At 61.8% G+C, this 13,450-nt stretch carries 13 protein-coding genes; 7 read left to right on the top strand and 6 right to left on the bottom strand.

From position 1 onward, the window contains the following. The first annotated feature begins 12 nt into the window (after positions 1-12). The 7 genes from EKO19_RS32515 to EKO19_RS32485 all read left to right on the top strand — a co-directional run bounded on the left by EKO19_RS32515 (position 13) and on the right by EKO19_RS32485 (position 7,594). Positions 13-1,158: a Gfo/Idh/MocA family protein gene (locus EKO19_RS32515; protein WP_129781577.1), complete on the top strand. Its 1,146-nt coding sequence runs from the start codon at positions 13-15 to the stop codon at positions 1,156-1,158. After that, a complete protein-coding gene (locus tag EKO19_RS32510; protein WP_157995543.1) occupies positions 1,155-2,057 on the top strand; it encodes a sugar phosphate isomerase/epimerase family protein in 903 nt (300 codons plus the stop codon). Before EKO19_RS32515 ends, EKO19_RS32510 begins: the two co-directional genes overlap by 4 nt. Before the next feature lie 11 nt (positions 2,058-2,068). Then, complete coding sequence (locus tag EKO19_RS32505) at positions 2,069-2,731, top strand: 3-keto-disaccharide hydrolase (protein ID WP_217705753.1); 663 nt, start codon at positions 2,069-2,071, stop codon at positions 2,729-2,731. A 109-nt stretch (positions 2,732-2,840) separates the two neighbouring features. Then, positions 2,841-4,061, top strand: a complete 1,221-nt coding sequence (locus EKO19_RS32500; protein ID WP_129781575.1) for a nucleoside permease — start codon at positions 2,841-2,843, stop codon at positions 4,059-4,061. 37 nt (positions 4,062-4,098) lie between these two features. Then, positions 4,099-5,124 (top strand): LacI family DNA-binding transcriptional regulator, encoded by a 1,026-nt coding sequence (locus tag EKO19_RS32495; protein WP_129781574.1) that lies wholly within the window; start codon positions 4,099-4,101, stop codon positions 5,122-5,124. A 45-nt stretch (positions 5,125-5,169) separates the two neighbouring features. Then, on the top strand, positions 5,170-6,951 hold the full coding sequence (locus tag EKO19_RS32490; RefSeq protein WP_129781573.1) for a GMC family oxidoreductase: 1,782 nt from the start codon (positions 5,170-5,172) through the stop codon (positions 6,949-6,951). 1 nt (position 6,952) lies between these two features. Continuing rightward, positions 6,953-7,594 carry a gluconate 2-dehydrogenase subunit 3 family protein gene (locus tag EKO19_RS32485; protein ID WP_175597269.1) on the top strand — a complete coding sequence of 214 codons (642 nt, stop codon included), beginning with the start codon at positions 6,953-6,955 and terminating at the stop codon, positions 7,592-7,594. Between the two features lies 1 nt (position 7,595). Here the strand turns inward: EKO19_RS32485 and EKO19_RS32480 are convergent, their stop codons facing one another. The 6 genes from EKO19_RS32480 to aspS all read right to left on the bottom strand — a co-directional run bounded on the left by EKO19_RS32480 (position 7,596) and on the right by aspS (position 13,405). Continuing rightward, positions 7,596-8,426 carry an alpha/beta hydrolase family protein gene (locus EKO19_RS32480; protein ID WP_157995542.1) on the bottom strand — a complete coding sequence of 277 codons (831 nt, stop codon included), beginning with the start codon at positions 8,424-8,426 and terminating at the stop codon, positions 7,596-7,598. Positions 8,427-8,682: 256 nt separating this feature from the next. Next, positions 8,683-9,090 carry a DUF1801 domain-containing protein gene (locus EKO19_RS32475; protein ID WP_217705752.1) on the bottom strand — a complete coding sequence of 136 codons (408 nt, stop codon included), beginning with the start codon at positions 9,088-9,090 and terminating at the stop codon, positions 8,683-8,685. Positions 9,091-9,308: 218 nt separating this feature from the next. Further along, positions 9,309-10,076 carry an SDR family NAD(P)-dependent oxidoreductase gene (locus tag EKO19_RS32470; RefSeq protein WP_129781682.1) on the bottom strand — a complete coding sequence of 256 codons (768 nt, stop codon included), beginning with the start codon at positions 10,074-10,076 and terminating at the stop codon, positions 9,309-9,311. A 39-nt stretch (positions 10,077-10,115) separates the two neighbouring features. Continuing rightward, on the bottom strand, positions 10,116-10,577 hold the full coding sequence (locus tag EKO19_RS32465) for a hypothetical protein (protein WP_129781570.1): 462 nt from the start codon (positions 10,575-10,577) through the stop codon (positions 10,116-10,118). 82 nt (positions 10,578-10,659) lie between these two features. Beyond that, positions 10,660-11,136, bottom strand: coding sequence for an NUDIX hydrolase (locus tag EKO19_RS32460; protein ID WP_129781681.1), 477 nt, complete (start codon positions 11,134-11,136; stop codon positions 10,660-10,662). A 490-nt stretch (positions 11,137-11,626) separates the two neighbouring features. Continuing rightward, complete coding sequence (gene aspS, locus EKO19_RS32455; protein ID WP_129781569.1) at positions 11,627-13,405, bottom strand: aspartate--tRNA ligase; 1,779 nt, start codon at positions 13,403-13,405, stop codon at positions 11,627-11,629. Between the last annotated feature and the right edge of the window lie 45 nt (positions 13,406-13,450).

The following is a 13,450-nucleotide window of genomic DNA, read 5'->3' as shown; positions in this document are numbered from 1 at the left end:
GCGCTGATCGACATGTCCACCCCTCTTCGCGCGGCAGTCATTGGAACCGGTTTCATCGGCGCAGTTCATGTACGTTCTGCACGACTGGCCGGCGCGGAAGTCGTGGGTGTGGCCGCCTCTTCGCCGGAACGTTCAGCCGCAGCGGCGAAGGCGATGAACGTGCCTCGCTCATTCGCCTCGGGGCTTGCGGCGGCCCGCGATAAAGACGTGGATGTCATCCACATCTGCACCCCCAACTCACTGCACATGGAAGTCGCGAAGGCGGCACTCGACGCCGGCAAGCACGTCGTATGTGAGAAGCCGCTCGCCACGTCATTGCAGGACGCGCGCGTCCTCACCGATCTCGCGAAGAGCAAAGGCCTGGTCGGCACCGTGCCCTTCATCAATCGCTATCACCCGATGGTGCGCGAAGCTCGCGCGCGCGTGCAGAGCGACGAGACGGGCAAGCTGTATCTCATTCAAGGCTCGTACTTGCAGGACTGGCTGATGCAAGCCGGCGATACGAACTGGCGCGTCGATGCGACCGCTGGCGGCAAGTCGCGCGCGTTCGCCGATATCGGCTCGCATCTCTGCGATGTGATCGAGTGGATCACGGGCGAGCGCTTCACCTCACTGATCGCCACACTCGGCACACCGATCGCGCAACGCTCCGCTGCCGCGAGCCGCGTGGCATTCCAAGCCAGCGGCGAAGTGAAAGAAACAAAGGCGGTCGACACCGAAGACGTCGCGTGCCTGATCCTGCGCACCGATCGCGGCACGCTCGCGACACTGACCGTCAGCCAGGTCTCGGCCGGCCGCAAGAATCGCTTGTGGTTCGAGCTCGACGGCGCGCAACAGAGCGTCATGTTCGATCTGGAGAGCCCCGAGCAATTGTGGATCGGCCGCCGTGAAGGCCGGTCGCTGCTCACGCGCGATCCATCGCAATTCTCCGCCGAACAGCGCCGTCTCGCCTGGCTGCCCGCCGGGCACGCGCAAGGCTGGGGCGATTGTTTCGAAGCATTCGTGCGCGATTCATATGCCGCGATTCGTGGCCAGTCGCAGGTCGGGCTGCCCACATTCGCCGACGGCGCGCGCTCCATGAGCATCGTGGAAGCCGTCCTGCGCTCCTCCGCCAGCAATCAATGGACCGCCATCAACGACCAGGAGAGACCATCATGATCACACGTCGTCGCTTTCTCGAGGGCAGCTCGCTCGCTGCATTGGCCGCCATGAGTGGAGTCAGAAGTTTTGCGGCAGGCGATGGCACCGGTCCGCTGGGTCGTCCGATCGGTTTGCAGCTGTACACGGTTCGTGACGTTGCCGCCAAGGATCTCGTCGGCACGCTCGCCAAGCTGCAGGCAATCGGTTATCGCGAAGTGGAGACCGCCGGTTTCTACGGCAAGTCGGGCCAGGAAATGCGCAAGATCCTCGCCGACCACGGCATGACCGCGCCCTCCGCGCACTCGAGCATGGGCGACATCCAGAAGGACATGCAGAAGCTGGTCGACGGCGCGGCCGAAGTCGGCGCGAAATATTTCATCTGCGCCTTCCCCTCGCTGCCGCCGGGCAGGGCGCTGTCCCCGGCCATCGCCAAGGAAATCACGCTGGACGACTGGAAGTGGAACGCCGAGCAGTTGAACAAGCTGGGCGAAGTGGCGAAGAAGGCCGGGCTGCAGGCCGGCTATCACAACCACAACATGGAATTCCGCACCTTCAATGGCGTGACCGCGTTCGAGCATCTGTTGAAGTTGACCGATCCGAAGCTGGTCACCATCGAGCTGGATCTGGGCTGGGTGGTCACGGCCGGGCTCGATCCCGCCAAGTACGTCAAGCAACACGCCGATCGCATCTCACTGCTGCACGTGAAGGACGTGCGCAAGGACGCCGTGCAGGCGGTGGACGAGATCAAGGCGCAGACCATCGAAGTGGGTCGCGGCAAGATCGACTGGAAGAGCGTGTTCGCGGCCTGCGATCCGCAGCGCCTGAAACATTATTTCGTCGAGCAGGAAAACTTCACCGGCCCGACCGTCGACGCGGTTCGCGCCAGCTTCGAATATCTGAGCACGCTGAGGTCGTAAGGAGCACTCTCATGTTCAACGCATTCAATCGTGGCGCGCCCTGGATCGCGGCGCTCGCCGCCACCTGCGCCATGACCGCGCACGCCGACAATGGCGACAAAGCCTTCAAGCCGCTGTTCAACGGCAAGAACCTCGACGGCTGGAAACATGTCGGTCCGGGCGAGTTCGTGGTCGAAAACGGCGCGCTCAAGAGCGTCGGCGGCATGGGCCTGCTGTATTTCCCGGGCGAGAAGCTCAGCAACGCCGTGATTCGCGTCGTGTACAAGGCGCCCGACGACAACGGCGGCGGCAACTCCGGCGTCTTCATCCGCATTCCTGAGCAACCCACGGAGCCGTGGATGCCGGTGAACAAAGGTTACGAAGTGCAGATCGACGACAGCGAGGACGACTGGCATCGCACCGGCGTGCTGTATTCGTTCACCAAGACGCTGGCGCAGCCCAAGACCGGCGAATGGAACACGATGGAAATCACCATCGAGGACGAACGCACCGTGGTCACCGTGAACGGCACCAAGGTCACCGACTTCAAGGAAGGCTCGCCCGTGCCGGAAAAGAAACAGAAGTACGAGCCGGATCGCGGCAAGCGCGCGCCCGGCGGTTACATCGGGCTGCAGAATCACAGCGACAAGGACACCGTGTACTTCAAGGAAGTGAGCGTCAGGAAGCTCAAGTAGGCGCCGCAACCGCGCTGCCCGCCGTTTGACAGGCAGCGCGCGTTTCTGCCACCTTTGCGATGTAACCCGTTACAGAAGAACCCGCGACGAACGGGTTACTGGGGGACTGTTGAATCCGATCACTGCCCGACTCAGCGTCATGATGTTCCTCCAGTTCTTCATCTGGGGCGGATGGTTCGTCACGCTGGGCACGTTTCTCGGCGCCGCCTTCTCCGCCTCCGGCGGCGAGATCGGGCAGGCCTTCTCGACGCAGAGCTGGGGCGCGATCATCGCGCCGTTCATCATCGGCTTGATTGCCGACCGCTACTTCAACGCGGAGCGCATCCTTGGCGTGCTCCACTTGATCGGCGCGCTGCTCATGTACCTGATGTACAGCTCCGGCAGCTTCGCGGCGTTCTATCCCTATGTGCTCGGCTACATGATCATCTACATGCCGACGTTGGCGCTGGTGAATTCCGTGTCGTTCCGCCAGCTGAGCGATCCTTCGGTCCAGTTCGGCAAGATCCGCGTCTGGGGCACGATCGGCTGGATCGTCGCCGGCCTGTTCATCAGCACGCTCGGCTGGGACGCACAGCAAGCCGTGGCGGGGGGTGCGCTCCGAAATACGTTCCTCCTGTGCAGCATCACCTCGCTGATCCTGGGCGTGTACAGCTTCACCTTGCCCGCCACGCCGCCGGTTCGGGTCACCTCCCAGAGCGTGCTTTCACAGGCGCTGGGGCTGGATGCTCTGCGCCTGCTCAAGGACCGGAATTTCGCGGTGTTCTTTATTTCATCGGTCCTGATCTGTATTCCCCTGGCGTTCTACTACCAGAACACCAACCTGTTCCTGGCTGAGATCGGCGTGACCAACCCCACCGGCAAGATGACCGTCGGTCAGATGTCCGAAGTGCTGTTCATGCTGCTGCTGCCGGTGTTTCTGAATCGCTATGGCATCAAGAAGACCTTGCTCATCGGCATGGCCGCCTGGGTGCTGCGCTATGTGCTGTTCGCCTTCGGTGCGCAGAACTCCGCGCTGGTGCTGCTGATCGGCGGCATCGCCCTGCATGGCGTCTGCTACGATTTCTTCTTTGTCTCCGGACAGATCTACACCGACTCGAAGGCGGGCGAGCAATACAAGAGCTCGGCGCAGGGGCTGATCACGCTGGCCACATACGGCGTGGGCATGCTGGTCGGCTTCAAAGTGGCCGGCATGATCTATGATCAGCATGTACTGGCGGGCGGACACGACTGGAAGGCAATCTGGCTGATCCCGGCGGCACTGGCCGCCGGCGTGTTCGTGTTGTTCGCGCTCGCCTTCAAACCAGAGTCGATTCAGCGCAGCGGCGCATGATCGATGCGTTCGAGCCGTTCACAGTCAAAGGCCCTCAGTGTCCTCGTCCTCCAATCGCGCCACTTCGATTCGCCAGGTCGCCCGTCAGGCCGGCGTGTCGATTGCCACCGTCTCCCGCGCTCTGACGACGCCGGACAAGGTCTCCGACAAAACGCTGAAGAAGGTGCTGGCGCAGGTCGAGCGCAGTCGATACAAGCCCAACCTGCTGGCGCGCAACTTTCGCAGCAAGCGCGCCTTTTCGATCGTCGTGCTGGTGCCGAACATCGCCAACCCGTTCTTTGCCGAAATCATTCGCGGCATCGAGCAGGTCGCGCAGCAGCACGGCTATGCAGTGCTGCTCGGTGACACGGAAGGTCGTGAAGATCGCGAGGCCTATTACGTCGGCCTGGTCGAGACGCGTCAGGCGGATGGCTTGATCCAACTGCATCCGCGCCTGCCGAAAGCAGCGCGCGGCGCGAATGGCACGCTCGATATACCGCTGGTCAACGCTTGCGAATACATCGAGGACGCGCCCTGCCCTCGCGTCGGCATCGACAACGCCGCCGCCGCTCGTGAAATGACTGCGTATCTCCTCGGCCTCGGTCACAAGCGCATTGGCGTGATCCTCGGCCCCGACTCGAGCCCGCTCACGAGCGATCGACTGCGCGGTTACAAACTCGCGCTGCGCTCGGCAAAAATTGCAGCAGATGACTCGTTGATCGCGCAGGGCGATTTCACAATGAGCTCGGGCAGCACCGCTGCCGAGCAATTGTTCAAGACCCGGCAACCGCCGACCGCTCTCTTCTGTTTCAACGACGAGATGGCGCTCGGCGCCATCCGTTTTCTCAAACGCACCGGTCGCGCGGTACCGCAGGACGTGTCGGTGGTCGGCTTCGACGACATCGAGTTCGCCAGCTTCTGCGATCCGCCGCTGACCACCATCGAGCAGCCGACACGCGAGATCGGTAATAAAGCCATGTCGCTGCTGTTCGACATGCTGAACGGCGGTAAACCCGAACCGACAATGCACACGCTGCCGATCAAACTGGTCGTAAGAGATAGCGCCGCACCACCTAAACGCTAGCTCATTGTTCCACGCCGACCCAGGGCTCACCAAGGGAGGTAGGTCATGCCGCTGATCGATTCTGCAGGGTTGAAGAAGGAATACGACGTCATCGTGGTCGGCTCCGGCGCCGCCGGCGGACAGACGGCATACACGCTGACACTGGACGGCGCGAAAGTGCTGATGCTCGAAGCGGGCCGCAACTACGTGCCCGAAGTCGAGACGCCGATGTTCAATACGCCGGACCAGGCGCCGCTGCGTGGCACGTCGACGCCCGATAAGGAGTTCGGCTTCTACGATGCGACCGTCGATGGCGGCTGGCAGATTCCCGGCGAGCCTTATTCGAGCGCCTCGACCGACGCCGATAAAACCTTCTGGTGGTGGCGCGCCCGCATGCTCGGCGGCCGCACCAATCATTGGGGCCGCATCTCACTGCGCAACGGCCCCTACGATTTCAAACCGAAGACTCGCGATGGGCTCGGCTTCGATTGGCCGATCTCGTACGATGATGTCGCGCCCTACTACGACAAAGTCGAAATGCTCATCGGTGTGTACGGCGACAACAACGGGCTGGAGAATACGCCCGACTCGCCCGCTGGATGTTTGTTGCCTGCCCCAAAGCCTCGCGCGGGCGAGGCGCTGATTCAGAAGCATGCGAAGAAGACCGGTGTGCCTGTCATTGCCGTGCATCGCGCCGTGCTGACCCAACAGCTGGATTTCAAGCGCAACGCCGCCCTGCTTCATCCCGGCAATCCTCGTGCCCAACAGATAGTCGCCGATGCCATGCGCAGTCGCGCACCCTGCTTCTGGGCGACAGAGTGCGGCCGCGGCTGTTCGATCAAAGCGAACTACCAATCGACGACGGTGCATCTGCCACCGGCGATGGCAACCGGCAATCTCGACATTCTTCCCAACGCGATGGTGCGTGAAGTGGAGATGGGCAAGAACGGTCGCGCGACCGGCGTCGTCTTCATCGACAAGACCACCGGCAAGGAAGTGCGCGCCAAGGCTCGCATCATCGTGCTCGCAGCGAGCGCCTGCGAATCCGTGCGCATCTTGTTGAACTCGAAGTCCGCGCAGTTCCCGCAGGGGCTTGCGAACTCGAGCGGCAAGGTCGGCAAATATTTGATGGACACGGTCGGCGCCAGCGTCACCGGTCAAATTCCCGCTCTGGAAGACCTGCCCGCGCACAACGAAGACGGTGCCGGCGGTGAACATGTGTACTCGCCGTGGTGGCTCTACAAAGAACAACTGGCCGGCAAGCTCGACTTCGCTCGCGGCTATCACATCGAAATCGGCGCCGGCCGCGGCATGCCCAGCTTCGGCTCCACCGCCGGCCTCGCCAACTTCGTCGGCGGCTACGGCAAGAAGCTCCGGCAGGATATGCGGCGCTACTACGGCTCGTTCATCAGCCTGGTCTGTCGCGGCGAGATGATTCCCAACGAGGACTCGTATTGCGAGATCGATCCGCAGAAGAAAGACCAGTACGGCATCCCGACCCTGCGCTTTCACTGGAAATGGTCCGAGCACGAGAAACGCCAGGCGCTGCATTCGCACCAGACGTTCTCGGCAATCATCCAGAACATGGGCGGTCGCGTCACCAGCAAACAGGACCTGCTGCCCGGCGGCTTCATCATTCACGAAGTCGGCGGCGCGATCATGGGCAGCGACGCGAAGAGCTCGGTCGTCAATCAGTGGGGACAGAGCTGGGACGTGAAAAACCTGTTCATCACCGACGGCGCGCCGTTCCCTTCCAACGCCGACAAGAATCCGACGCTGACCATCATGGCGCTCGCCTGGCGCAGCGCCGACTACATGCTGTCCGCCCTGAAGCGGAAGGAGCTGTGACATGGAGCCGAGCAACGATTCTCTGCGCATCGATCGACGCACGGCTCTCAAGTGGGTGCTCGCCGCCAGCGCGGCTCTGCAATTGCCCGCCGGCGTGTCGCTCGCTCAGAGCACGGCGAAGAATGTCAGCGGGTATGGGAAAGACCCGAATCTTTTGAAGATTCACCAGATCGGCGAGCTGTGGCCACTGACACTGAACGAACATCAGCGTACGACAGCGACGGTGCTGAGCGATCTGATCATTCCCGAGGATCAGGGATCGCCGGCGGCGTCGAAAGTCGGTGTCGTCGATTTCATCGACGAATGGATCAGCGCGCCGTATCCGAACAACCAGAATGACAAGCCTGTGGTTGTGCAGGGACTGGCATGGCTCGATCAGGAAGCGCAACGTCGCTTCAAGAACTCGTTCTCGGCGCTCGTAGAGAAAGAGCTCGTGGCCATTTGCGACGACCTCAGCGCGGCGAAACCTGCCGCTCAGTTCGAGCAGGCGGCGAAGTTCTTCGCCCGCTATCGCTCGCTTACTGCGGGCGGGTACTACACGACACCGGTGGGAATGAAAGATCTGCGGTACGTTGGCAACGTGGCGATGACGACGTTCGATGGGCCACCGGTGGAAGTGCTGAAGAAGCTGGGACTGACGTAGCTCACGTACTTGGTGACGCGACCTTTTCTTCTTCAATCCAGCGCAGAGCGTCGTCGAGGTCCTGCATCAGCTTGTCACGCGCATCGCTGAACCCGTGATCCTCCGATTCGACCGGGTAGAGACGCAACGTGGCCGTATCCGCGCCGAGCAGTTGGCGCGATTCGGCGGCGGGAACATAAGAGTCGTTGGTCGACTGGATCACCGCGAACGGCGTCGCGCCGAGGAACTTCAGCGCCGCGTACAGTTGAATTCGATCCTCACCGTCCACGCGGATGCCTTGCCGGCGCTCGTCTTCGGTCGCATGCAGATAATCCGCTTCGCGAGTCAGCGCAATTGCCACCGCGCCCTTGAGGTCATCGCGCAGGTCGGGGTGCACAGCTGTAAACGCCACCGCCGACGCGCCGCGCGAGAATCCGACCATGACGATCGGCGTCGATTCGGGCACGCCGAGATGTTGCCTCGCCTGCGCATAAACATCTCTCAGCCCTTCCGCCGCCCGCGCCGTGCTCACTCGCACCGATTCATCGACGCCATCAATGACTTCAGGCGCGCTGAAACCGGCGAGCATGTAGCCTTCGTCGGCAAGGTGTGTGAACACCGCCCGGCTGGTACCAAACCAACCGTCGTCGCCGGTGACGAACATGACCAGATACCCAGGATGCCGCTCCTGCGCGGGGCGAACGTAGGTGGCATGAATGTCGCGGTGTGGCGCGTGGACCGACTGCACTGTGACCGTGTACGCGCCGGGCTTCGATGACAGCCGGGCTCCCATGCTGGCACACCCGGCCAGTACGGCCAGGCACGCCACAGCGATGAATGTTTTCGCGCGCATGATCCAAAGCGTACGCTTCGGCGGTTCACGAAGGGATAAGACTTCTCCTCTCAAGCCGACCCGGCCAAGGGCAGCTTTGCCAAGACTTCCGCATCCTGTTCCTTGATGATGGGCCTTGCCATGTAACACCTGGCGCCAGCTAACCATGCAATGCCGCCTCTGCAATCTCGCGAACCCTCGCCGTGCAAAGGCGACTGCCCGAAGCACATCGGCAGCTGGTCGTGATATTCGCCGCAGGTTGTGCAGTTGAATCCCATCATGACTTTCCCGGCGCGTCGTCGCTGCCGCTCACGCGACCTTTCATATCACGGTATGCCGCTTCGACCAACATCCTCAGCGCCGAAGCATCAACCTCTTCTCCCGGCCGGAGCTTCACGTGGCGCATGAATTTTCCGGTGCCTTCCAGGAGACCGCAGGGATCAGGCAAATGGGCGCCGAGAAAGAACCCCACATTGACATGAGCAGTCAAGGCATCGACGTAGCAGAACGCAGCTTCGCCGACACACGCAGTTGGCTGGCCATCATGAAGAAGCTCCCTGACATCATCACCGCAGCCACGCATGATGTTGAACCAGTGTCCCGCAATTGTTCCCAGCGCCCCGGGGTGCCGACGCATCCATTCTTCAATCGCCGGCTCTCGTTTGACGGCGCTGGGAAACAACATGAGTCTGCTCATGGCGCCAGGTTCGAGATCGTGAGTAATTCCGGCTGAAGCTCTCGGCATGACGCCTCTTGCGCTCCGTTCTCACACATCACCTCGTGGCTATCGTGAGCTGCAAAGGCCCTACGAGAGCGACACCCAATGCGAAGAAACAAAGCGCGACCATTATGGCAAAGATGGACCCTGGCGTGCCGTGACTGTTGAACCTCATGAAGCAGTTCCTAATACATCCGAGTCGCGCTACCGCCGTCCACGGGCAAAACAACGCCATTGACGTAGCTCGCCGCATCCGAGCACAGCCACGTAATCGCGTTGGCGGTTTCTTCGGCGTAGCCCAGGCGTTTCATGCCCGAGTGACGTTCGGTCAGCGCTTGATACTTTTCCGCGGCCCCCGGCCGATTGGGATCGACCATCTCGGATAGAGTGAAGCCGGGTGCCACCGCGTTGATGCGAATCGACAGCTGACCATAGTCCGAAGCCGCGGATCGGGTCAGGCCGACCACGCCGTGCTTGCTGGCCGCGTACGGGCCGTGGCCGATGTCGCTTGGCTTGAGTCCGTAAATCGACGCGATGTTGACGATTGCTCCGCCGCCGCTGGCGAGCAAGGCGGGAATCTCGTATTTCATGCACAGCCAGACGCCCTTCAAGTTGCTGCCCATGACTTCGTCCCACTGGGCCTCAGTAACATCGGCGATGGGCGTGTAGCGCGGACCGGCGATGCCGGCATTGTTGACCGCATAGTCCAGGCGACCGAACTTCTCGACGGCGGCGCTTACCATGCGCTCCACGTCCGCGGCGCGACTCACATCGGTCGGCACGAACAAAGCTTCACTCCCCAGCGCGACGATCCGTTGCACGACCCGCGCGCTCTGCTCGGCGCGCCGGGCAGCGACGACAACCCTGGCCCCTTCTTGAGCAAACTTCAGCGCCGTGGCCTCGCCCAGTCCAGAACTGCCACCCGTCACCAGCGCCACCTTGCCTGCGAACATTCCCACGCTGCATCTCCCTAGGTGATCCCGGCGCCAGGCTCACTCAGTCGGCCACTGACACGTCTGCGACACATACGTCAGGCCGTTCAGCCCTGGTCGAAAGCAGCTTGGGTCCACATCCGTGCCGAGGTCGACGATGCGGAAAAGCCGTCCCTCGGCAGTGAGCTCCGAACGAAATCCATAAACGTGCCCCGCGAGCACTTCGGCGCTCACCTCAGCATCGTCGCGCTTATATGAAACTGTCTGATAGCCAAAGTCGAATTCGCTGAGTGCCATCAAGCCGAACCGATGGGTTCCCGGTTCGACGTGCACCCGGTGGACGATGCCATTGTTGCCGAAGTTCTCGAAGACCTTGCCGTCGATCGTCTCGAGTTTCACATCAATCCCGGAGACACCGATGATCGCGGGTTTAGCCGAGTCGGGACGGGCTTCATAGAGAAACACGTCATGGGAGGCACAGCCTGACAGAGCCAGGCAAACCAACCCGAGGTAAGCACGCATCGAATCTCCTTATTATCCGTGCCGAGCTCATGAAAGTTTCCAGCGTCCTACGTCATCAGGATAGGCAGGCCGGATCTATCCTTCAAGGGCGGCGCGGATGAGGGTTGGAGCTTGGCGGCACCCCATGGACTACCGACTCGAGAATCGCAGGCAGCCAGTCTGGCTTGAAAATTGAACTTCCCTGCTTTTTCATATCGTCCAGGCTCCACCACTTCCAGTCACGGATCGTGCTGCGCTCTTCGTCCGTCCAGCCATGCTTCGCTATGAGTGACCGAGATCCGCACCTGACCAGGAAATACTTTTCCAGCCAGCGCGCGGGAGTCGATCTGGCAACGGCATAGACGGCCTCTCGCTCTTTCAGCAGAGGGCCAATTTCCGCGTCAATGCCAGTTTCCTCGCGCAGCTCACGCCGCGCCGCATCCAGGTAGCTCTCGCCAGGCTTCAACTCGCCTCCGGCCGTCGCCCAAAATGGCGCTTGATGTTCATCGTGATATTCGAAGAGCAGCAACTTTCCATCGTCATCGACAACGAGCAAACGCACTGACCTTCGTTCTTGCAGTTCTACGATCATGTCACTACCGCCTAACGTCGCGAGCAACCGCGCATCGACTCTGCTCGAACGCTCGAGCGAGCTTGCGTTTTCCACGTGGCCTGTATGGGCTTGTTCGGCTGCATCGAACGCCTGCACCGATTGATTCCAACTACCCGTACACTCCTTCGAGCCAGGCCTCTTTCCGCACGCCCCTCCAATGGAAACATCGCGATCAGAAACAGGAAAGCGGCCGACCCGTAGTCCGGCCGGAACATCCTCCAGCTGGAGCGCCAACTGTTAAATTCCAGCGACCGGCAATGAGAAAGACGGAACGTCGCGTTTCCCCAGAAACGTCGAATGTAAAATTCCGATGCCCGCGGATCAACTTGCGCGGCCGAGTGTGACGGAATCTCTCTCGCGCAGAACGCGCGGAATGAAGCGCGCACCGCGAGGCGGCGTGCGCGGGATGGCGACGGGCGCGCATTGCGCGCGCCCGCGCCACCAAACCTAGCGGGCCTTAGCCCTCCACCTTCACCGGCAACTTCACCCGAATATGCAGCTCCTTCAGCTGCTCTTCGCTGACGCCAGTCGGTGCACTCGTCATCAAGTCCGCGGCCGTCTGCGTCTTCGGGAACGCGATGACGTCGCGGATCGAATCCGTGCCCGCCATGAACATCACGATGCGGTCCAGACCGAACGCGATGCCACCGTGCGGGGGCGTGCCGAATTTGAGCGCTTCGAGCAGGAAGCCGAATTTGATCTGGGCTTCCTCAGCGGAGATGCCGAGCAGGTCGAACACCGTCGACTGCATTTCCGTGCGATGGATACGCACCGAGCCGCCGCCGATTTCGGAGCCGTTGAGCACCATGTCGTAACCCTTCGACAAGGCGTTCTTCGGATCGGCACGCAGCGCCGCCGCGTCTTCGATGCGAGGCGCGGTGAACGGGTGATGCAGAGCGGCCCAGCGCTTCGAGTCCGGGTCCCATTCGAACATCGGGAAGTCGACCACCCACAGCGGATGCCAACCGGTCTTGGTCAGCTTCAGGTCGTGACCGACCTTGATACGCAGCGCGCCGATGGCGTCGTTGACGACCTTCGCCGTGTCCGCGCCGAAGAAAATCAGATCGCCATCCTGCGCGCCGGTGCGCGAGAGGATGCCGTTCACGGCGTCGTCGCTCAGGTTCTTGAGAATCGGCGACTGCAGGCCTTCGCGCCCCTTGGCCTTCTCGTTCACCTTCACATTGGCGAGACCCTTGGCGCCATAACGTCCGACGAACGTCGTGTAATCGTCGATCTCCTTGCGTGACAGCCTGGCACCGCCCGGCACGCGCAGGGCGACGACGCGACCGTCCGGATTCGCGGCGGGACCGGAGAACACTTTGAACTCCGAATCCTTGACCAGATCGGCGACGTCGACGAGCTCGAGCGGAATGCGCAGGTCCGGTTTATCGGACGCGTAACGGCGCATCGCCTCGGCGTAGGTCATGCGCGGGAACGGGTTCGGCAGGTCGTCGCCGAGCACGGTCTTGAAGATGGAGCGGATCAGCGCCTCCATCAGCTGCATGATCTGTTCTTCGCTCAGGAACGAGGTCTCGATATCGAGCTGAGTGAATTCCGGCTGACGTTCGGCGCGCAGGTCTTCGTCGCGGAAGCAGCGGACGATCTGATAGTAACGATCGTAGCCCGCCATCATCAGCAGCTGTTTGAACAGCTGCGGCGACTGAGGCAGCGCGAAGAACTGACCGGGATGCGTGCGACTCGGCACCAGATAGTCACGCGCGCCTTCCGGGGTCGCCTTGGTGAGCATCGGGGTTTCGATGTCGATGAAACCGTTGTTGTCCAGATAGTCGCGCATGGCGCGCGTCACCGCATGACGCAGGCGGATGCGCTTCTGCATGACATCGCGGCGCAGGTCGAGGTAGCGATACTTCAATCGCAGCTCTTCATTGACCGGCTCGTCGTGATGGAACGGCGGCGTCTCGGAGCGGCTCAGGATCTCCAGCTCCTTGCACAGCAGCTCGACCTGACCCGAGGCAAGATTGGAATTGGCGGTGCCGCCCGGGCGAGCCCGGACCACGCCCTTGATGCGGATACAGAACTCGCCGCGCAGACGCTCGGCGTCGGCGAAGGTGCCCTTGTCATCGGGGTCGAACACGATCTGCAACAGGCCTTCGCGGTCGCGCAGGTCGACGAAAATCACGCCGCCATGGTCACGCCGGCGGTGCACCCAGCCAGCCACGCTGACTTCCTTGCCGATAAGGGACTCGTTGACCTGGCCGCAATAATGGGAGCGCATGGAAAAAGGCTCGGGACGTAGGGAGCGCGGGATGTTACGGAGCCC

The organism is Peristeroidobacter soli (assembly GCF_004138485.1).
Taxonomy (GTDB): Bacteria; Pseudomonadota; Gammaproteobacteria; order Steroidobacterales; family Steroidobacteraceae; genus Steroidobacter; species Steroidobacter soli.
Note: the sequence above shows the minus strand (reverse complement) of the source record. Positions and strands in the feature narration are given on the sequence as shown.

What these genes read in the sequence shown, in the direction of transcription:
- EKO19_RS32515 (WP_129781577.1), top strand. Translation starts at nt 13, where the DNA reads ATGTCCACCCCTCTTCGCGCGGCAGTCATTGGAACCGGTTTCATCGGC.
- EKO19_RS32510 (WP_157995543.1), top strand. Translation starts at nt 1,155, where the DNA reads ATGATCACACGTCGTCGCTTTCTCGAGGGCAGCTCGCTCGCTGCATTG.
- EKO19_RS32505 (WP_217705753.1), top strand. Translation starts at nt 2,069, where the DNA reads ATGTTCAACGCATTCAATCGTGGCGCGCCCTGGATCGCGGCGCTCGCC.
- EKO19_RS32490 (WP_129781573.1), top strand. Translation starts at nt 5,170, where the DNA reads ATGCCGCTGATCGATTCTGCAGGGTTGAAGAAGGAATACGACGTCATC.
- EKO19_RS32485 (WP_175597269.1), top strand. Translation starts at nt 6,953, where the DNA reads ATGGAGCCGAGCAACGATTCTCTGCGCATCGATCGACGCACGGCTCTC.
- EKO19_RS32480 (WP_157995542.1), bottom strand. Translation starts at nt 8,426, where the DNA reads ATGCGCGCGAAAACATTCATCGCTGTGGCGTGCCTGGCCGTACTGGCC.
- EKO19_RS32475 (WP_217705752.1), bottom strand. Translation starts at nt 9,090, where the DNA reads ATGTTGTTTCCCAGCGCCGTCAAACGAGAGCCGGCGATTGAAGAATGG.
- EKO19_RS32470 (WP_129781682.1), bottom strand. Translation starts at nt 10,076, where the DNA reads ATGTTCGCAGGCAAGGTGGCGCTGGTGACGGGTGGCAGTTCTGGACTG.
- EKO19_RS32465 (WP_129781570.1), bottom strand. Translation starts at nt 10,577, where the DNA reads ATGCGTGCTTACCTCGGGTTGGTTTGCCTGGCTCTGTCAGGCTGTGCC.
- aspS (WP_129781569.1), bottom strand. Translation starts at nt 13,405, where the DNA reads ATGCGCTCCCATTATTGCGGCCAGGTCAACGAGTCCCTTATCGGCAAG.